Here is an 18,833-nt window from a genome sequence, read left to right as displayed (position 1 = left end):
ATGCCTCTCGTATCCATGCGTCAATTGCTGGACCACGCCGCCGAAAACGGTTACGGCCTGCCAGCCTTCAACGTCAACAACCTGGAACAAGTCACCGCCATCATGCAGGCGGCCGACGAAGTTGGCGCGCCAGTCATCATGCAAGCCTCCGCAGGCGCCCGCAAGTACGCAGGCGAAGCCTTCCTGCGCCACCTGATTTCGGCCGCGGTCGAAGCCTATCCGCACATCCCCGTCGTCATGCACCAGGATCACGGCCAGTCGCCGGCAGTCTGCATGGCCGCGATCAAGTCGGGCTTCTCGTCGGTGATGATGGACGGTTCGCTGATGGAAGACGGCAAGTCGGTCGCCAGCTACGAATACAACGTCGAAGTCTCGCGCAAGGTGGTCGAGTTCTCGCACGCCATCGGCGTGACCGTGGAAGCCGAACTGGGTGTGCTCGGTTCGCTGGAAACCATGATGGGCGACAAGGAAGACGGCCATGGCGCCGATGGCAAGATGACCCGCGAACAGCTGCTGACCGACGTCAACCAGGCTGCCGACTTCGTCAAGCAGACCCAGTGCGACGCGCTGGCCATCGCCATCGGCACTTCGCACGGCGCCTACAAATTCTCGCGCAAGCCGACCGGCGACATCCTGGCGATTGACCGCATCAAGGAAATCCACGCCCGCATCCCCAACACCCACCTGGTGATGCACGGTTCCTCGTCGGTGCCGCAGGAACTGCTGGCCGAGATCCGCGAATTCGGCGGCGACATGAAGGAAACCTACGGTGTGCCGGTTGAAGAAATCCAGGAAGGCATCAAGCACGGCGTGCGCAAGATCAACATCGACACCGACATCCGCCTGGCGATGACCGGTGCGATCCGTCGCTACCTGTTCGAGAACCCGTCCAAGTTCGACCCGCGCGATTACCTGAAGCCGGCCCGCGAAGCCGCCAAGCTGGTGTGCAAGGCACGCTTCCTGTCGTTCGGCTGCGAAGGCCAGGCCGGCAAGATCAAGGCCCTGCCGCTGGAAAAGATCGCAGAGAAGTACAAGAAGGGCGAACTCTCGCAGATCGTCCAGTAAGCCGTAGCACAAGCACTACGCTCCAACCAACCGGGATCCGTTTAAGGCGGTCCCGGTTTTTGACTTTACGGAAGACCACCATGAGCAGTCTGTACAAATCCTCGATCACCTCCCTGCCACTGCTGGGCACAGGCAAAGTCCGCGAAAACTACGCCGTCGGCGACGACAAGTTGCTGATCGTGACGACCGATCGCCTGTCGGCCTTCGACGTCGTCATGAACGAGCCGATTCCGGGCAAGGGCCGTGTCTTGAACCAGATGAGCGATTTCTGGTTCGAGAAGCTGGGCCACATCGTGCCCAATCACCTGACCGGCGTGGATCCGGAGTCGGTGGTGACGCCGGCCGAAATGGAACAGGTGCGCGGACGCGCCGTGGTGGCCAAGCGCTTGAAGCCGATCCTGGTGGAAGCCGTGGTGCGCGGCTACATCATCGGTTCGGGCTGGAAGGATTACCAGGCCACCGGCGCGATCTGCGGCATCAAGCTGCCGGCCGGCTTGCAGCAGGCGTCCAAGCTGGAGCAGCCGATCTTCACCCCGGCGGCCAAGGCCGACCTGGGCGAGCATGACGAGAACATCAGCTTCGAAGAAACCGTGGAGCGCATCGGCGCCGAACTGGCCAACAAGATCCGCGACACCGCCATCGCCCTGTACACCGCCGCCGCCGACTATGCCGCCACCCGCGGCATCATCATCGCCGACACCAAGTTCGAGTTCGGCCTGGACGACAACGGCGTGCTGCACCTGATGGATGAAGTGCTGACCGCCGACTCCTCGCGCTTCTGGCCGGCCGACAGCTACCAGGTCGGCATCTCGCCGCCGTCCTTCGACAAGCAGTTCGTGCGCGACTACCTGGAAACCGTCGACGGCTGGCAAAAGACGCCGCCGGCGCCGCCGCTGCCGGCCGATGTGATCGACAAGACCGGCGCCAAGTACCGCGAAGCGCTGGAACGCCTGACCGGCAACAAGCTGAAGGACTGAGCCATGAGCAACGCCATCAAGCCGCTGGTCGGCGTCATCATGGGCTCGTCCTCCGACTGGGACGTGATGCAGAACGCCGTCACCATCCTGAAGGATTTCGGCGTCCCCTTCGAGGCGCAGGTGATTTCCGCGCACCGCATGCCTGACCAGATGTTCGCCTACGCCGAGACCGCGCGCGAGCGCGGCCTGCGCGCCATCATCGCCGGCGCCGGCGGCGCTGCCCACCTGCCGGGCATGGTGGCTGCCAAGACCATCGTGCCGGTGCTGGGCGTGCCGGTGCCGTCCAAGTATCTGCGCGGCGAGGATTCGCTGCTGTCGATCGTGCAGATGCCCAAGGGCATCCCGGTGGCAACCTACGCCATCGGCGAGGCCGGCGCCGCCAATGCCGCCTTGTCGGCCATCGCCATCCTGGCGACTACCGACGATGCGCTGGCCGCCAAGCTGGAAGCCTTCCGCAAGACCCAGACGCAAGTCGCCCTCGATATGAAGTTGCCCGTATGACCCAGCAGTCCCTGAAGAAACAGCCTTTCGCCATTCCTTCGACCACGCCCGCCACCTGGCTGGGCGTGATGGGCGGCGGCCAGCTCGGCCGCATGTTCGCCCACGCCGCCCAAAGCATGGGCTTCAAGGTCGCCGTGCTGGAAGCGGACGCCGATTGCCCGGCCGGCCAGGTGGCCGACCGCCTGCTGGCGGCGCCCTATGACGACGCCAAGGCACTGGCTGAGCTGGGCGCGCTGTGCGCGGCGGTGACCACTGAATTCGAGAATGTCTCGGCGCAAAGCCTGGCCGCGCTGGCCGGCCAGACCTTCGTCGCGCCGGCCGCCTCCGGCGTGTCGATCGCGCAGGACCGCACCGCCGAGAAGGCCTTCTTCACCGAATGCGGCAGCCGCTCCGGCGTGCTGCCGGCGCCGCACCTGGTGATCAATGCCGAGGCCGACATTGCCGCCATCGGCGACGATCTCTTGCCCGGCATCCTGAAGACGGCCCGCATGGGCTACGACGGCAAGGGCCAGGTGCGCGTGCGTACGCAGGATGAAGTGCGCGCCGCCTTCAAGGACATGCAGGGCGTGACCTGCGTGCTGGAAAAGATGCTGCCGCTGGCCTATGAGGTTTCGGTGCTGGTGGCGCGCGGCGACGACGGCCAGGCCGTGGTCTACCCGATCGCCGAGAACGTGCATCGCGACGGCATCCTGTTCACCACCACGGTCCCCGGCCCCAACATCAAGCCCGAGGCCGCCGGACGCGCCCAGCAGGCGGCGCTGCAGATCATCGGCGCCATGCAGTACGTGGGCGTGCTGTGCATCGAATTCTTCGTGCTGGAGGATGGCGCGCTGGTGGTCAACGAGATGGCCCCGCGTCCGCACAACAGCGGCCACTACACCATCGACGCCTGCGTCGCCAGCCAGTTCGAACAGCAGGCGCGCGCCATGGCCCGCCTGCCGCTGGGCGATGCGCGCCAGCATTCGCCGGCGGTGATGCTGAACATCCTGGGCGACGTCTGGTACGACGGCGAGACTCTGCGCGAACCGGCGTGGGAGAAGGTGCTGGCCTTGCCCGGCGCCCACCTGCACCTGTACGGCAAGGCAGAAGCGCGTCGCGGCCGCAAGATGGGGCATGTGACCTTCACCGGCGCCACCATCGAGGATGCGCAGCGGCAGCTGGCTGCAGCCTGCGCCATTCTGGGCATCGCGCTTTGATGGCGCACGGCAGGACATGGCCATGAGCGACGACAAACAACATCCCGCCGGACACGTGATCGACGCCGCGGCCGTCATGCTGGCCGCGCGCAAGCTGGAGCAGGGCAAGCTGGTGGCGTTTCCGACCGAGACCGTCTACGGCCTGGGCGGCGACGCAGAGGATCCGGCGGCGATCGCCGCCATCTACGCCGCCAAGGGGCGCCCGGCGAACCACCCTGTGATCGTGCACGTTTCGCCTGAAGCCGACATCGGTTACTGGGCTGCTTCGGTGCCGGTCGAGGCGCGTCGCCTGATCGCCTCGTTCTGGCCGGGACCGCTGACGCTGATCCTCAAGCGCGCCGCGCACATTCCCGACGCCGTCGCCGGTGGCCAGGATTCGGTGGGCTTGCGTTGCCCGTCGCATCCGGTGGCGCAAGCGCTGCTGCGCGAATTCCGCGGCGGCAAGGGCGGCATCGCCGGGCCTTCCGCCAACAAGTTCGGGCACGTCAGCCCGACGACTGCGGCGCATGTGCGCGAAGAGTTCGGCGATGACGGCGGCGGCCTGGTGGATTACATATTGGATGGCGGCCAGAGCGAGGTCGGCATCGAGTCGACCATCGTCGATCTGTCCCGCATCGACACTCATGGCCCGGTGCTGCTGCGTCCGGGCCACATCAGCGCCGACCAGATCGCCGCGGTGCTGGGCGTGGCGCCCGCCGCCCCGGATGCCGCCGCGCCGCGCGCGTCCGGCACGCTGGACGCGCATTACGCGCCCAATACCCCTGTGGTGCAGGTCAGTCCCGAGGACTTGCCCGTGGTGCTGGCCAAGCTGGCCGCCGGCGGCAAGAAGGTCGCGCTGATCTGCCGTGCCCAGGGCGCGCATGAGGCTGCCGTCATCCAGCCCATGCCGCAGGAGACGAACGCCTATGCGCATGACCTGTATGCCGCCTTGCGCGACATGGACCATGCGGGCGCCGACATCATCGTGGTGGAGGGCTTGCCGGCTACCCCGCAATGGCAGGGCGTGAACGACCGGCTGCGCCGCGCGGCCTTCGATTCGCAGGGGATCCTGGCGCGGCTGTGAGCGGCATGTTGCCCGGCCGTCGTCCGTTGGAATGCCCATCCTGAAAGCCGGTACTGACTCCCAAGTCAGTTGCCGGTTGTCAAAACAAGACACCTCCTGTCATCGTCTATACAAATTGTCACAAAGCTGGCATAGTATCTCCGAAGAATAGCACGCGCGTTCTTTTTGATTGACGGATGTAAGTACGAAGGGCGCATTAGTTACCCTGAGTTACGTAGAAAAATGAAAAGCGGTGAACAGCCGTTGGGAAACATCCCGTCGACGCCAGCCGACGGATACAAAAAATCTGGGCAATGCCCTTAACTCTTGGAGACAAAAAATGCAGAAACAATTTTCCCTTTTGCCCAAAATCGCCGCGCTGTCCGTGATGGTCGCTTGCGCCGCTCCGGCCATGGCGCAGACCGCTGGCAGCAACGTTGTCAACCTCGGCTGGTTCCACCTGTCGCCGCAGGACTCCAGCGAGACCCTGCGCAAGAACGATGGTCCCGGCGCAGGTCCGATCCCTGGATCGGGCGCCACCGTCAGCAATGCTGACACCGTCGGCATCGCCTTCACGCACTTCTTCACTGACAATTTCGCAGTGACCACCGACCTGGGTATTCCGCCGACCTTCAAGCTGAACGGCACCGGCACCCTGGCCGGCGTCGGTGAAATCGGCAAGGCCAAGCAATGGAGCCCGGCGATCGTGGCCAAGTGGTTCTTCGGCGACGGCAACAGCAAGTTCCGTCCGTTCGTGGGCGCCGGTGTGAGCTATGTCTGGTACGACAGCGTCGAACTGAGCAACGGCTTCCAGCAGACCATCTCCAGCAAGTACAGCGGCGGCGCCGTGACCACTGCCAAGTCCAGCGCCAAGCTGAGCTCGTCGTGGGCGCCGGTGTTCAACGTGGGCGCTACCTACAACTTCGACAAGAACTGGTCGCTGGGCTTCTCGGTCTCGTATCTGCCGCTGAAGACCAATGCCGACATCACCACCGAACTGCCGGCACTGGCAGGCGGCACCACCCACTCGAGCACCAGCCTGACCCTGAACCCGATCGTGACCTTCCTGTCCGTCGGCTACAAGTTCTGATTGGTACGAGCAAAACAAAAAAAGCGCCTTCGGGCGCTTTTTTTGTTTCAGGGCCGACGCATCAGGCATGCGCGCGGTTTCAGCGCGGCGTCATGCGCCGGTCTTGATGAACCCGCCGTTGTGGAATACCAGGGCCGCCTGCGGATTGACTTCGCAATGTTCGACCTCACCTACGAAAATGATGTGATCGCCCTCGGGATACTGGCTGCGGTTGTGGCATTCGAACCAGGCCGATACGCCGTCCAGCACAGGCTGTCCGGTGCGCGAGAGCGAATAGCCCACGCCTTCGAAACGATCTTCCATCTTGCTGGCGAACTGCTGCGCCAGGTGGGCCTGTTCGGCGCCCAGGATATTGATCACGTAATGCGAATTGCCGGTGAAGACCGGCATGCTGTTGGCCTTGGTGCCGAGGCTCCAGAGCACCAGCGGCGGATCCAGCGAGACCGAATTGAAGGAGCTCGCGGTCAGGCCGAGCAGGGTGCCGTCGGCCAGGCGCGTGGTGATGACGGTGACGCCGGTGGCGAACTGGGAAAGTGCCTTGCGGAAATGACTGGCGTCGAATTCGCGCGATTCGGCGCGCGGGAAGCGTGTGTGCATCGGACTTGAGGAGAATTCGGTAGGGCCGCAGGCAAGCGCCGGGCATGAACCTACATGATACCGGATCGACGCCGGTATTGCCCGCCGCCGGGAGCGTGCAGGGTTTCGCGCGGGCAATGGCGTTTTGCGCTAGAGTTTCATTTAATGTAATCAAAAGTAGGGAGATGATCATGGCAAGCGAAATCGCGGTCTTGGGCGGCGGCTGCTTCTGGTGCCTGGAGGCGGTCTACCAGCAGGTCAACGGGGTTGAGGCAGTCGAGTCGGGCTATACCGGCGGCGCGGTGGACCGTCCGAGCTACGAGCAGGTGTGCGGCGGCCAGACCGGCCACGCGGAAGTGGTCAAGCTCAGTTTCGACCCGGCGCAAATCAGCTATCGAGAGATCCTGGAGATTTTCTTCACGATCCACGACCCGACCACGCTGAACCGCCAGGGCAATGACGTGGGCACGCAATACCGCTCCGTCATCTACTACCAGGATGAGAAGCAGCACGACACCGTCAGGCACATCATCGCCGAGATGGCGCTGGTGTGGGATGCGCCCATCGTCACCGAACTGAGCGCTCCGCAGCCGTACTACAAGGCCGAGGATTACCACCAGAATTACTTCCAGCAGCATCCCTTCCAGGGGTACTGCGCCTTCGTGGTGGCGCCCAAGCTGGAGAAATTCCGACAGACTTTCGCGGAGAAGAGCCGCAAGGAGTAGGGCGACAGGCAAACAAGAACGGGCACCGGATTATCCGCATGCCCGTTTTTTCATCCGGCCGCAGGCGCCGGATTCACCTCATTTGTCGTAGACGTAATTGCGCGACCACGGCAGCGTCTGCGCGCTGCTGTCGGCCTTGGTGCAGACCACCTGGTACAGCGAGATCCAGTCCCGTTCGAAGCCGTAGGAGCTGCCGGCCAGGTAGACGCGCCAGATGCGGTAATGCTTCTCGTCGGTCACCTTGCGGATGGCTTCGGTGTTGGCCTCGAAATTGTCGGCCCACATGCCGCAGGTGCGGGCGTAGTGGCGGCGCAGGTTCTCGACGTCGAAGGCCTCCAGGCCGCCTTCCTGCATGGTCTTGAGCACCATGCTGATGTGCGGCAGTTCGCCGGCCGGGAACACGTACTTGTCGATGAATTCGCCGGCGCCGTAGGGCGACTCGCCGTTGTCGATGTCGGTGCTGGTGATGCCGTGGTTCATGACCATGCCGCCGTCGGCCAGCAGCTTGTTGATCTGGCGGAAGTAGGCCGGCAGGTTCTTGATGCCCACGTGCTCGAACATGCCCACGCTGGTGATGCGGTCGAAGGTGCCGCTCACGTCGCGGTAGTCCTGCAGGCGGATCTCGATGCGGTCCGACAGGCCGGCGCGTTCGACGCGCTCCCTGGCCAGCGCGTACTGGTTCTGCGACAGCGTGATGCCGACGCACTTGGCGCCGTATTTCTGCGCCGCGCGCAGCACCAGCGCGCCCCAGCCGCAGCCGATGTCGAGCAGCGTCTGGCCTGGCTTGAGCTGGATCTTGTTGAGGATGTGGTCGATCTTCTTGATCTGCGCGGTGGCGAGATCCTCGTCGCCGTTCTCGAAGTAGGCACATGAATAGACCATGTTCTCGTCGAGGAACAGCTTGTAGAAGTCGTTGGAGACGTCGTAGTGATACTGGATCGCTTCGGCGTCCTTCTTCTTGGTGTGCGTCACGCTGCGCACCATGCGGCCCAGCTTGCCTTCGGCCTTGAGCGTGCCGGCGGCCAGCTCGTTGGCGACCTTGATGATGTTCTTGACCGCGCCTTCGACCTCGATCTTGCCTTCGACGTAGGCCTCGCCGAGATTGGCCAGCGAGGGGTTGAGCAGCGAGGTGATGGCCGATGCTTGCGGCACCTTCAGCGTGACTTCGGGCGTACCCTTGCTGAAGTCGTATTGCTGTCCGTTCCACAGCACCAGCCGCAGCGGCGGCGCGGATGCGTTGCGAATATTCTCTACCCAGGCGTCAAGCTTCTTTTCCCAAAACACGATTTTCCTCCGCGTTAGTGACGTTGAATGCTTAACAGTCCTGCCGTCGTTCGGGGCGTCAGGGCTGCAGGCGCCGCCGTTGCCATTCGCCGTTGTCGGTGCGCGTGTAGAGCACGCGATCATGCATGCGCGATGGTCGGCCTTGCCAGAATTCGATGCGGTCAGGGATGACCCGGTAGCCGCCCCAGTGGTCTGGGCGCACCGGATGTTCGCCGAATTGCTGCTTCGTCGCTTCGTATTGTTGTTCCAGTGTTTCGCGATCGGCGACCGCCTGGCTCTGACGGGAAGCAATGGCTCCCAGTTGGCTGGCCAGCGGGCGGCTGGAGAAGTACGCGTCGCTTTCTTCTTTGGTGACGCGCTCGATCTTCCCTTCGATTCGAACCTGGCGTTCGAGTTCTACCCAATGGAACAACAAGGCTACGTACGGATTGGATTCGACATCCCTTCCCTTGCGGCTGTCGTAGTTGGTAAACCAGGTAAAGCCATTCTGGTCAAACTGCTTGATCAGGACGATGCGCGAAGACGGTCTTCCATCGGGCCCGACGGTGGCAACGCTCATCGCGTTGGGTTCGGGTATCTGTGCTTTGGTCGCTTCATCGAACCAGGTTGCAAATTGTGCAACCGGATCGGCGGCGGCTTCGAATTCGGACAAACTGGCGCGGCTGTAGTCTTTACGTAGGTCTGCTATCGACATGCTACTTGGTCCTCATGGAACAGCGCTAGGTTAGCGCGTTTTAAAAAGTTTTGCAGGCGGGCAAAACGCGGAATGCGAGTCATTGTGCGGGATCCGGCTGATGTGCTCAATGATCGCGAGCAAACGCGGCAAACAAAAAAGCCGATGCATTATGCATCGGCTTTTGGCTGTCGGCGCAGGCTGATCAGTTGTTCTTGATCGCTTCGACCTGGATGGCCAGCTTGGTCACAGTCGAGAAACCGTACTTGGCGCCGTAGTCGATGCCGAAGTCGGCGCGGTCGAACGTGGCGGTCGCGTCAGCGCCGCAGACTTCGCGCTTGAGCATCGGGTGCTGGATGCACTTGAACTTGTCGATGGCCAGGGCCACCGGCTTGGTCACGCCGTGCAGCGTCAAGGTGCCTTCGACCGACACCGGCTTGTCGCCGTCGAACTTGATGGCGGTGCCCTTGTAGACCGCGGTCGGGAACTTGGCGACGTCGAACATCTCGGCGCTCTTGGCGTGGTCGTTCATCTTGGTGTGGCCGAAGTCGATGCTCGAGGCGTCGATGGTGATTTCCATGGAGCCGGTCTTGGCGGCGCGGTCCAGGGTCACGGTGCCGCTGCTCTTGGTGAACTTGCCGCGCCAGACCGAGACGCCACCCATGTGGTCGGCTTCGAAGCTGGGGTAGGTGTGGTTCGGGTCGACGGTGTAGGTGTCGGCGGCGAATGCGGAAGCGGCGACGCCGGCGGCGGCCAGGGCGACGAGGAGGCGGTTCAGTTTCATGTATCGGTTCCTTGAGTATAAAAAATTACCGGCTTGGGAAGCACCGCCGGACAGCGGCGCGACATGGCGCGGATCTTGTTGTGTAGTTATCCCTGATTGCTGCGTTACTGCGCGGCGACGATGTGGAACTTGATGGTGACTTCATCGGCCACCATGCCGGTATCCTTCCACTCGCCTTCGCCGATGTTGTAGGTCAGGCGCTTGATCGGCAGGCTGCCGTCGAAGACCTGCGCGCTGCCTTCCTTCTTCACGGTCAGCGGGAAGCTGACGTCGCTGCTCTTGCCCTTGATGGTCAGCTTGCCGGCGACGTCAAACTTGCCGGTGCCGGCAGCCTTGATCGAGCTGGCCACGAAGGTCGCCTTGGGGAATTGCGCGGCGTTGAACCACTCCTTCTTCTGCACTTCCTTGTTGTACTCGGCCTCGCCCAGGTCGAAGCTGGCGACGTCGATCTCGACGCTGGCCTTACCCTGTTCCGGCTTGGCGGCATCGAAGTCGATGGCGGCGGTGAACTTCTTGAACTTGGCGTCGACCGGCACGTTGAGCTGCTTGAAGGTGGCGCCCACGCTGCTCTTGGCGGCGTCGATCTTCAGCGGCGCGGCATGCGCCGAGGCTGCCAGGGTGAGGGCGCCGATGGTGGCCAGGGTGGGTTTGATGATGCTTCGCAATGTCATATCGGATCCCGTAAAAACGAAAGGAGAACGGTCAGGCCTGAACAGCCTGCGGTAAGGCTGGGGTGAAACCCGCCGCGGCGACTGGCTTGCGGCGTATCTTTGAATGCGATGGCGCCGTTACGGCATCATGCGTCGGAACAGGTGGTCGCGATCGATGAACTGGTGCTTCAGCGCCGCCAGCACGTGCAGCGCAAAGGCGGCCAGCAGCGTCATGTTCAGCACGTAGTGGGCGTCCTTGAGCAGCGGCTTGAGTTCCGGGTTGGGCGCCATGAGCACCGGCAGCGGCACGATGCCCAGGTAGACCACCGGCACGCCGGCCGAGAGGCTGTAGAAATAGCCGGATACCGGGATGGCAAACATGAGTACATACAGCCCAATGTGCAGCCAGTGCGCAGCGGCTTGCTGCCATCCGGGCATATGGGCCGGATAGGCGGGAGCCTTGTGTGTCAGGCGCCAGAGCAGCCGCAGGCAGGCCAGCGCCAGCACGGTCACGCCTATCCACTTGTGCCAGGAGAAGTATTTGAGCTTGGTCGGTGTCAGGCCGGGAATATTGACCATGGTCAGGCCGAGGCCGAAGGCGGAAATGATCAGCAGGGCGATCAGCCAGTGCAGCAGCACGGCGGGTTTGGTGTAGCGATCCATGGCGGGCAAGGTTTCGTTGTTGCGGTTGGAACGGTTGGGCCTGGAATTGGTTCGCGCCAGAGTCAGGCCTGGAATTGCGCGATGGAGGCGACGCGGCAGACACCTCGAGTGCATTGCATCATGCCACTCTTTTTGCCGGTTGTGAGTATAAAGAGCTTTGCTGCTGGCTATTACTCACGCAAATGGAGTTTCAGCCGTCCGATTTTGCGAGTAATCCGAGGGGGATGTGAAAATGGCGCGCAGGACGCGCGCCATTCAGGCAGGGCAGTTGTCGGTTCCGCCATGGCGGCGGAACCGGCAGGCAGGTCAGATCTGCTTGGCCAGCGCCACGGCGTTGCCGATGTAGTTGGCCGGGGTCATGGCCAGCAGGAGATCCTTGGCGTCTTGCGGGATGGCCAGGCCGTTGATGAAGTCGCGCAGGGCTTCCTTGGAGATGCCCTTGCCGCGGGTCAGTTCCTTCAGTTGCTCGTACGGATTCTCGATGCCGTAGCGGCGCATCACGGTCTGCACCGGCTCGGCCAGCACTTCCCAGCTGGCGTCCAGATCGGCTGCCAGGCGGGCCGGATTGACTTCCAGCTTGTTCAGGCCGCGCAGGCAGCTGTCGTAGGCCAGCAGCGTGTAACCCAGGCCCACGCCGATGTTGCGCAGCACGGTCGAATCGGTCAGGTCGCGCTGCATGCGCGACACCGGCAGCTTCTCGGACAGGTGCTTCAGTACCGCGTTGGCCAGGCCCAGGTTGCCTTCGGAGTTCTCGAAGTCGATCGGGTTGACCTTGTGCGGCATGGTCGAGGAACCGATTTCACCGGCCTTGAGCTTTTGCTTGAAGTAACCAAGCGAGACGTAGCTCCAGATGTCGCGGTTCAGGTCCAGCAGGATGGTGTTGGCGCGGGCGAAGGCGTCGAACAGTTCGGCCATGTAATCGTGCGGCTCGATCTGGATGGTGTAGGGGTTGAACTCCAGGCCGAGGCGCTTCTCGATTACTTCCTTGGAGAAGGCCGGCCAGTTGAAGGACGGATAGGCCGACAGGTGGGCATTGTAGTTGCCGACCGCGCCGTTCATCTTGCCCAGGATTTCGACCTGTTCGATGCGCTTGATGGCGCGCTGCAGGCGGGCCACGACGTTGGCCATTTCCTTGCCCAGGGTGGTCGGGCTGGCGGTCTGGCCGTGGGTGCGCGACAGCATCGGCAGCTCGGCGTTGGCGTGGGCGATCTCGGTCAGCTTGGCGATGACGTTGCGCAGCGACGGCAACATCACGCCGTCGCGCGCGGCTTTGAGCATCATGCCGTGCGAGGTGTTGTTGATGTCTTCGGAGGTGCAGGCGAAGTGGATGAATTCGGAGGCGGCGACCAGCTCGGGCACGTCCTTGACCTTTTCCTTCAGCCAATATTCCACGGCCTTGACGTCATGGTTGGTGACGGCTTCGATTTCCTTGATGCGGGCGGCGTCGGCTTCGGTGAAGTCGGCGGCCAGCTTGTCCAGCAGGGCCTTGCCCGCGGCGGAGAACGGCTTGATCTCGGCGAAGCCGGCTTCCGACAGGGCTTGCAGCCAGGCAATCTCGACCTTCACGCGATGGTGCATGAAACCTGCTTCGGACAGGATGGGGCGCAGTTTGTCGGTTTTGGCGGCGTAGCGGCCGTCCAGCGGGGACAGGGCCGAGAGAGCGGAGAGGGACATGATGGAAACGGATGAGATGCGTTGACTGAAGATTGGCGGGTTTTTGACGTTAATGAAAACAAAAAGAATCAAAACCCGAATCGCCTGAAGGCAGGATTTTACCATCCGCATGCGTCGCGGCCCAGCATCGGCTGCGTGTGGCATTCCATGGCGTGGCATCCGGCGTACGATTTTGGGCGGAAATGCGAATGCTATAATCGGCTCGGATAATTACTCTAAACACTATGCTAAAACTCATAGGCTCCCACGCCAGCCCCTTCGTCCGCAAAGCGCGCGTCGTGATGGCCGAAAAGAAGATCGACTACGAATTCATCCTGGAAGATGTCTGGAGCGCATCGACCACCATCCAGCAGAACAATCCGCTGGGCAAGGTGCCCTGCCTGCTGATGGACGACGGCGGCGCCATGTTCGACTCGCGCGTGATCGTCGAATACCTCGACACCCTGACCCCGGTCGGCAAGCTGCTGCCGCCCAACGGCCGCGAACGCGCCGAGATCAAGTGCTGGGAAGCGCTGGCCGACGGCCTGCTGGACGCCGCCGTGCTGGTGCGTCTGGAGAAGACCATGCGTCCGACCAAGCAGCAAAGTCCGGAATGGATCAAGCGCCAGTGGAGCAAGGTCGAGGCATCGATCAAGGCGATGGCCGAAGGCCTGGGCGAGAAGCCGTTCTGCGTCGGCAATCATTACAGCCTGGCCGATGTGGCCGTGTGCTGTGCGCTGGGCTGGATGGCATTCCGCTTCCCGGACATGGCGTGGCGCGAAGACTATCCGGAATTGGCGCGCCTGTTCGACAAGGTGTCGGAGCGCCCTTCGTTCAAGGACACGGTGCCGCACATCTGAGGCCTTGCAAGGGAGCGCCGGCGGGTATCGACTGGCCTGCAAAACAAAAAAGCGCGCTTGAAGAAGCGCGCTTTTTGTTTGCCTGCCGAAACCGGAGGACTTATTCGCCGGCGGGCGACATCTGGCTTTGCAGGTAATTCTGGATGCCGACTTTCTCGATCAGGTCCAGCTGGGTTTCCAGCCAGTCGATGTGTTCTTCGGTATCGTCCAGGATCATCTGGAACAGTTCGCGGGAGACATAGTCGCCGTGCTGTTCGCAGGTGGCGATGCCTTCCTTGACGGTCTTGTGGGCGGCCTTTTCCAGCTTCAGGTCGCACTCGATCATTTCCTTGGTGTTTTCACCGATCATCAGCTTGTGCAGCGCCTGCAGGTTGGGCAGGCCGTCCAGCATCAGGATGCGGTCGATCAGCTTGTCGGCGTGCTTCATCTCGCCGATCGATTCGGCGTATTCCTTGGCGCCGATGCGGTCCAGGCCCCAGTGCTTGTACATGCGGGCGTGGAGGAAATACTGGTTGATCGCGGTGAGCTCGTTGGTCAGTTGTGCATTGAGCAACTTGATGACTGCGGGATCGCCTTTCATGGGAAGCCTCTGAATTCGTTGGAGATGGGGGAGGCCGCACAGCAGTTGACAATCAGACAGCAGACCCGTGCGGCGAGAACGGACGCATCATAGCGCAGGCGATTTGTTTCTTCAGCATAAATTAGCGCGAATCATTCTTGTCATTGTTCGTTGTCGTTTTGAGTAGGAGTGTCATGGCCTGGACATCTGATGGGACAAGGCTTTGGCGCCGATGAGCGTGACGCGCCGACAGCTTGCGTCCGGGTGCTGCGATCGGGGGGGGAAGGCGGGTAAAGCGGGTAAAGCGGGTAAAGCGGAAATGAAAAAACCTCCGTCGCGAGGCGAGGGAGGTTTTCGTATCCGGCCGGGGCAGCGTTTCCGATGCCGCCGGCCGGCACCCCGCGCTGTTGCGCGGGGATGGTCTTACTTCTTGTCCGGATCGGTCACGAAGCCGATCTTGGTCAGGCCGCCGGACTGCGCGGCCGACATGACTTGCGCCACCTTCTCGTACTGCGTGGTGCGTTCGGCGCGCAGGTGCAGTTCCGGTTGCGGCTGCTTCTGCGCGGCCGCGGCGATGCGCAGGCCCAGCTGGTTGCTGTCGATCTTTTCTTCGTTCCAGAACACTTCGCCGGTAGCGTCGATGGACAGGTTGATGCTTTCAGGCTTCACCTGGTCGGGCTGGCTGCTGGCCTTGGGCAAATCGATCTTCACCGCATGGTTCATCACCGGAATGGTGATGATGAAGATGATCAGCAGCACCAGCATCACGTCCACCAGCGGCGTGGTGTTGATCTCCGGGTTGAAATCGTCGTCCGAATCGGACAGGGAACCCATGGCCATTACGCTCTCCCGACTGCAGTCAGCTTGGCCTTACCGCCGTTTTTTTCGTTCTCCTCGGACGCGGCGCGCGAGCCGGTCACGAACAGCGCGTGCAGGTCGAAGCCGAACTTGTTCAGCTTGGCGATGGTGGTCTTGTTGCCGCGCACCAGGGCGTTGTAGCCGAAGGTGGCGGGGATCGCGACCGCCAGGCCCAGCGCCGTCATGATCAGCGCTTCGCCGACGGGGCCGGCGACCTTGTCGATGCTGGCTTGGCCGGTGGTGCCGATGGACACCAGCGCGTGATAGATGCCCCAGACGGTGCCGAACAGGCCGACGAACGGCGCGGTGGAACCGACCGATGCCAGCACGGCCATGCCGGTCTGCAGCTTGCCGGAGGCTTCGTCGATTGCCTGGCGCAGGGACAGGGTGACCCAGTCGCTGACCGACAGCTGGTCGTGCAGGTGGCCCTTGTGGGCGGTGTGGTGGCTCATCGCGGTGACGCCTGCCTTGGCGACGTCGGCGAACGGATTTTCAGAACCCAGCGTGGCCACGCCTTCCGGCAGGCTGGTGGTATCCCAGAACTGGTGGCCGGCGGCGGCGGACGCCTTGCTGAAACGCAGCAGCTGCAGCGCCTTGGTGATGATCACATACCAGGATGCGATCGACATCGCCAGCAACAGGACGGCGACGCCCTTGGTGACGAAATCCCCTTGAGCCCAAAGGCTTTCCAATCCGTACGGACTAACTTCCATGATGACTTCCTTTGCTACTGTGATGGTTTATGGATTTAAGAATTTAACTTGAAGGCAATGCTGCCCGTGGTGGCAACGACGATGGCCTTGCCATCTTCGATATACGGCTTGTAGACGGCGCGCATGACGGCGCGGCGCGCTTCTTCATCCAGGCGCGGATAGCCGGACGACTTGGTGATCTCCACCTTCTCGGCGCGGCCGCTGGTGTTGACGGTCACCTTGAACTGCACCACGCCTTCTTCGCCCATGCGCTTGGAGACGGCCGGGTAGTTGACGCGCGGAGGTTCGATGTATTCGATGCCGGAGGTGATCTGCTTGGGCAGGATCGGGCCCGGCGGCGCGGCAGGCGCCGGCGCAGGGGCTGCTGCGACCGGCGGCGAAGGCTCTGCCGGGGCCGGCGGTTGCGGCGGGGCGGTGATCGCGGTCGGTGCGGGCGTTTCAGTGACGGGGATGGGCTTGGGCGGGGTGACGACCTTCTTGACCGTCTGCACGACCTTGGGCGGAGTCGGTTCCGCCTTGGGCGGCGCCGGTTCGGGGGCTTTCTCCGGCACGATGAAGGTGGCGATCACTTCCTTGGGAATGGCGCTGGCGACCTGGTGCACCAGGCCGCTTTGCAGCGCCCAGAAAAATGCGATGTGCAAAAGAATAATCAGCCCGAGAGGGCCGATTTTCCTGACCTGGCGCGTGAAAGCGCTGGGAGAGCTGTTACTCATAACAGACGGCGAGATTGCGTTCATGAATTGGTATTACGCTGCAGCCATCGATGGATGGAACACCATCGGACGCGCGCTTGGATGTGTTTGGTTGGCAGAATTCAGACATTCACGCAGGACGTGCTTGGCGCAAGAATGGCATTTGCCGCAGCAAGTGCCAACGCCGAGCTGCTCGCGCAACTCGGCCATTGATGTCATGCCTGCATCGACCGCCTGATGAATCTTGCCTTCGGAGATGTTGTTACAAACACATACGATCATTGTACGCCTTGCCGCCTGCGTTGACAGGCACTATGCGGATCTCGCTCCCGACACAATACGCGAGAAGAATTTAAATTTTTCCGGTTGCGGCATCGTACGTTCCACTACGGTTGCCCACTGTTCCGACAATTGCTGGCAAGTTGCCCGCAACACCGGCGCCAGATTCGGCAGGTCCGCCAACGCTTTCAGGTGTCTCTCGATGACCGACGCCAGTTTGACGCAGCTTTGAGTTTCCTGATTGTTGTTGGCAGTGTAGTGCGACATCAGATGCAGAACGGCGGAAACCAGAAGTTCAGGTTGGGCCGGCGCGCTGTTGGGTTCCACGAAAGCGGAGTTCATTTTGTCGGTAACCATCAAACTCTCCTCACTTGGCTAGCTTTGCTGGCTAAACGTCAAATGGTATCAACGCTGGCTGGCTTGTTTGTCCACCTTGTGCTTCGATTCGACGGCTTACGCCGTGAGAATCAGTTTGTTCAGTTGCGTCAGGCGCAGCTTGTAGATACGGCCGCCGTGGTCGATCTCCAGTTCGCGCATCTGACGGAACAGGTCCGTGCTCTTGATGCGGGTGATCGGAGTACCGTTTGCGGTCGTGCCGGGCTTGTTGTGACGGGCTGCGCTGTGTTCGTTCAGATGGCTCATGACACCTCCTATTAAATGCGAACAATTCTTATTTAGATTATTTGCCATTTGCGCCCAGATTGCAAGGACTTTTATCAGTGAGATTGATTATTTTTATCGTTCAGAAATTTCCCCAAGGCACTATTGACGGATTTGCTTGCCAAAAAGAAAACGCCCCGCAGCGAAAGCGCTTGCGGGGCGTTGTTTTGTTGCCTTGTTGAAATAATCAGCCGGTAGCAGCGCCGGTTTCGATGATGCCGCCGCCCAGGCAGATATCACCGTCATACAACACGGCCGACTGGCCGGGCGTGACCGCCCACTGCGGCGTATCGAAGTGCAGGGAGAAGCCGCCGTCGCCGGCCGCGAAGCCGCAAGGTACGTCCGCCTGGCGATAGCGGGTCTTGGCCGACAGCGCCTGTTTATCAGGCGCGCTGCCGGCCACCCAGCTGATCTGGCCGGCCGACAGCGCCGGCGACAGCAGCCAGGGGTGGTCGTGGCCCTGCACGATATAGAGCGTGTTGTTTTCCACATCCTTGCGCGCCACATACCAGGCGTCGCCGTTGCCGTCCGCATTCTGGTGCGCCTTGATGCCGCCGATGCCGATGCCCTTGCGCTGGCCCAGCGTATAGAAGGACAGCCCCACATGCTCGCCCACGACGTCGCCTTCGGCGGTCTTGATCGGGCCGGGCTTGTACGACAGGTAGCGGTTCAGGAATTCGCGGAACGGGCGCTCGCCGATGAAGCAGATGCCGGTCGAGTCCTTCTTCTTCGCGTTGGGCAGCTGCAGCTGCTCGGCGATCCTGCGCACCTCGGTCTTGTGGATCTCGCCCAGCGGGAACACGGTGCGCGAGAGCTGTTCCTGGTTCAGGCGATGCAGGAAGTAGCTCTGGTCCTTGCTGGCGTCCAGCGCCTTGAGCAGCTCGAAGCTGCCGGCCGCGTTCTGGCGCACGCGCGCGTAGTGGCCGGTGGCGATGTAGTCGGCGCCCAGCTTCATGGCGTGGTCGAGGAAGGCCTTGAACTTGATCTCGGCGTTACACAGCACATCCGGATTGGGCGTGCGGCCGGCCTGGTATTCGCGCAGGAATTCGGCGAACACGCGGTCCTTGTACTCGGAGGCGAAGTTGACCGCCTCGATGTCCACGCCGACCACGTCGGCCACGCTGACGGCGTCGATCCAGTCTTCGCGCGTCGAGCAGTATTCCGAATCGTCGTCGTCTTCCCAGTTTTTCATGAACAGGCCGATCACCTCGTAACCCTGTTCCTTCAGCAGCCATGCCGAGACCGACGAATCCACGCCGCCCGACATGCCGATGACTACTCTTTTCTTGCCCATGATCTTGCCCATAAAGTGGCGGGACCGATGCCCGCCGTC

23 protein-coding genes are annotated in these 18,833 nt (G+C 62.1%); 8 read left to right on the top strand and 15 right to left on the bottom strand.

The window, feature by feature from the left end:
* The 6 genes from fba (at position 1) to CEJ42_RS11190 (ending at position 5,871) form a co-directional block, all read left to right on the top strand.
* Positions 1–1,065, top strand: coding sequence for a class II fructose-bisphosphate aldolase (gene fba, locus CEJ42_RS11215; protein WP_079216745.1), 1,065 nt, complete (start codon positions 1–3; stop codon positions 1,063–1,065).
* Between the two features lie 80 nt (positions 1,066–1,145).
* The gene (locus tag CEJ42_RS11210; RefSeq protein ID WP_088751111.1) at positions 1,146–2,042 is read left to right on the top strand and encodes a phosphoribosylaminoimidazolesuccinocarboxamide synthase; all 897 of its coding nucleotides are present in this window, start codon (positions 1,146–1,148) and stop codon (positions 2,040–2,042) included.
* A 3-nt stretch (positions 2,043–2,045) separates the two neighbouring features.
* Entirely contained in the window at positions 2,046–2,543 is a 498-nt protein-coding gene (gene purE / locus CEJ42_RS11205; RefSeq protein WP_050468178.1) for a 5-(carboxyamino)imidazole ribonucleotide mutase, read from the top strand.
* Positions 2,540–3,739, top strand: coding sequence for a 5-(carboxyamino)imidazole ribonucleotide synthase (locus CEJ42_RS11200; protein ID WP_088751110.1), 1,200 nt, complete (start codon positions 2,540–2,542; stop codon positions 3,737–3,739). The genes purE and CEJ42_RS11200 overlap by 4 nt, the downstream gene beginning before the upstream one ends.
* Positions 3,740–3,761: 22 nt before the next feature.
* Positions 3,762–4,802: an L-threonylcarbamoyladenylate synthase gene (locus tag CEJ42_RS11195; protein ID WP_088751174.1), complete on the top strand. Its 1,041-nt coding sequence runs from the start codon at positions 3,762–3,764 to the stop codon at positions 4,800–4,802.
* A gap of 319 nt (positions 4,803–5,121) precedes the next feature.
* Positions 5,122–5,871 (top strand): OmpW/AlkL family protein, encoded by a 750-nt coding sequence (locus CEJ42_RS11190; protein ID WP_088751109.1) that lies wholly within the window; start codon positions 5,122–5,124, stop codon positions 5,869–5,871.
* A 90-nt stretch (positions 5,872–5,961) separates the two neighbouring features.
* Here the strand turns inward: CEJ42_RS11190 and CEJ42_RS11185 are convergent, their stop codons facing one another.
* Positions 5,962–6,468 (bottom strand): flavin reductase family protein, encoded by a 507-nt coding sequence (locus CEJ42_RS11185; protein ID WP_088751108.1) that lies wholly within the window; start codon positions 6,466–6,468, stop codon positions 5,962–5,964.
* Positions 6,469–6,638: 170 nt separating this feature from the next.
* Between CEJ42_RS11185 and msrA the strand changes: the two genes are divergently transcribed.
* Positions 6,639–7,172: a peptide-methionine (S)-S-oxide reductase MsrA gene (msrA, locus tag CEJ42_RS11180; RefSeq protein WP_088751173.1), complete on the top strand. Its 534-nt coding sequence runs from the start codon at positions 6,639–6,641 to the stop codon at positions 7,170–7,172.
* Between the two features lie 78 nt (positions 7,173–7,250).
* Here msrA and CEJ42_RS11175 read toward each other — a convergent pair whose 3' ends face one another.
* From CEJ42_RS11175 to purB, 6 genes are all read right to left on the bottom strand, one after another.
* Positions 7,251–8,456 (bottom strand): SAM-dependent methyltransferase, encoded by a 1,206-nt coding sequence (locus tag CEJ42_RS11175; protein WP_079216738.1) that lies wholly within the window; start codon positions 8,454–8,456, stop codon positions 7,251–7,253.
* 58 nt (positions 8,457–8,514) lie between these two features.
* Positions 8,515–9,150 (bottom strand): pyridoxamine 5'-phosphate oxidase, encoded by a 636-nt coding sequence (pdxH, locus tag CEJ42_RS11170; protein WP_079216737.1) that lies wholly within the window; start codon positions 9,148–9,150, stop codon positions 8,515–8,517.
* Between the two features lie 184 nt (positions 9,151–9,334).
* Entirely contained in the window at positions 9,335–9,913 is a 579-nt protein-coding gene (locus CEJ42_RS11165; RefSeq protein ID WP_079216736.1) for a YceI family protein, read from the bottom strand.
* A gap of 104 nt (positions 9,914–10,017) precedes the next feature.
* A complete protein-coding gene (locus tag CEJ42_RS11160; RefSeq protein WP_088751107.1) occupies positions 10,018–10,584 on the bottom strand; it encodes a YceI family protein in 567 nt (188 codons plus the stop codon).
* Between the two features lie 117 nt (positions 10,585–10,701).
* Positions 10,702–11,226 carry a cytochrome b gene (locus tag CEJ42_RS11155; protein ID WP_088751106.1) on the bottom strand — a complete coding sequence of 175 codons (525 nt, stop codon included), beginning with the start codon at positions 11,224–11,226 and terminating at the stop codon, positions 10,702–10,704.
* 306 nt (positions 11,227–11,532) lie between these two features.
* The gene (purB, locus tag CEJ42_RS11150) at positions 11,533–12,900 is read right to left on the bottom strand and encodes an adenylosuccinate lyase (RefSeq protein ID WP_079216733.1); all 1,368 of its coding nucleotides are present in this window, start codon (positions 12,898–12,900) and stop codon (positions 11,533–11,535) included.
* 224 nt (positions 12,901–13,124) lie between these two features.
* Between purB and CEJ42_RS11145 the strand changes: the two genes are divergently transcribed.
* Positions 13,125–13,739, top strand: coding sequence for a glutathione S-transferase family protein (locus CEJ42_RS11145; RefSeq protein ID WP_079216732.1), 615 nt, complete (start codon positions 13,125–13,127; stop codon positions 13,737–13,739).
* A gap of 100 nt (positions 13,740–13,839) precedes the next feature.
* On the opposite strand, the gene bfr is transcribed toward CEJ42_RS11145, so the two are convergent.
* The 8 genes from bfr to mnmA all read right to left on the bottom strand — a co-directional run bounded on the left by bfr (position 13,840) and on the right by mnmA (position 18,794).
* Positions 13,840–14,319: a bacterioferritin gene (bfr, locus tag CEJ42_RS11140; protein WP_079216731.1), complete on the bottom strand. Its 480-nt coding sequence runs from the start codon at positions 14,317–14,319 to the stop codon at positions 13,840–13,842.
* Positions 14,320–14,721: 402 nt separating this feature from the next.
* Positions 14,722–15,138: an ExbD/TolR family protein gene (locus tag CEJ42_RS11135; RefSeq protein ID WP_079216730.1), complete on the bottom strand. Its 417-nt coding sequence runs from the start codon at positions 15,136–15,138 to the stop codon at positions 14,722–14,724.
* The gene (locus tag CEJ42_RS11130) at positions 15,138–15,869 is read right to left on the bottom strand and encodes a MotA/TolQ/ExbB proton channel family protein (RefSeq protein ID WP_079216729.1); all 732 of its coding nucleotides are present in this window, start codon (positions 15,867–15,869) and stop codon (positions 15,138–15,140) included. Before CEJ42_RS11130 ends, CEJ42_RS11135 begins: the two co-directional genes overlap by 1 nt.
* 35 nt (positions 15,870–15,904) lie before the next feature.
* Complete coding sequence (locus CEJ42_RS11125; RefSeq protein ID WP_079216728.1) at positions 15,905–16,606, bottom strand: energy transducer TonB; 702 nt, start codon at positions 16,604–16,606, stop codon at positions 15,905–15,907.
* 9 nt (positions 16,607–16,615) lie between these two features.
* On the bottom strand, positions 16,616–16,843 hold the full coding sequence (locus CEJ42_RS11120) for a (2Fe-2S)-binding protein (RefSeq protein ID WP_079216727.1): 228 nt from the start codon (positions 16,841–16,843) through the stop codon (positions 16,616–16,618).
* 30 nt (positions 16,844–16,873) lie between these two features.
* Positions 16,874–17,197: a hypothetical protein gene (locus CEJ42_RS11115; protein WP_079216726.1), complete on the bottom strand. Its 324-nt coding sequence runs from the start codon at positions 17,195–17,197 to the stop codon at positions 16,874–16,876.
* Between the two features lie 96 nt (positions 17,198–17,293).
* Complete coding sequence (gene hemP, locus CEJ42_RS11110; RefSeq protein WP_079216725.1) at positions 17,294–17,482, bottom strand: hemin uptake protein HemP; 189 nt, start codon at positions 17,480–17,482, stop codon at positions 17,294–17,296.
* A 205-nt stretch (positions 17,483–17,687) separates the two neighbouring features.
* The gene (gene mnmA / locus CEJ42_RS11105; RefSeq protein WP_079219205.1) at positions 17,688–18,794 is read right to left on the bottom strand and encodes a tRNA 2-thiouridine(34) synthase MnmA; all 1,107 of its coding nucleotides are present in this window, start codon (positions 18,792–18,794) and stop codon (positions 17,688–17,690) included.
* Positions 18,795–18,833: the final 39 nt, after the last annotated feature.

The organism is Herbaspirillum robiniae, assembly GCF_002213415.1.
In the GTDB taxonomy this organism is placed as follows: domain Bacteria; phylum Pseudomonadota; class Gammaproteobacteria; order Burkholderiales; family Burkholderiaceae_D; genus Herbaspirillum; species Herbaspirillum robiniae.
Note: the sequence above shows the minus strand (reverse complement) of the source record. Positions and strands in the feature narration are given on the sequence as shown.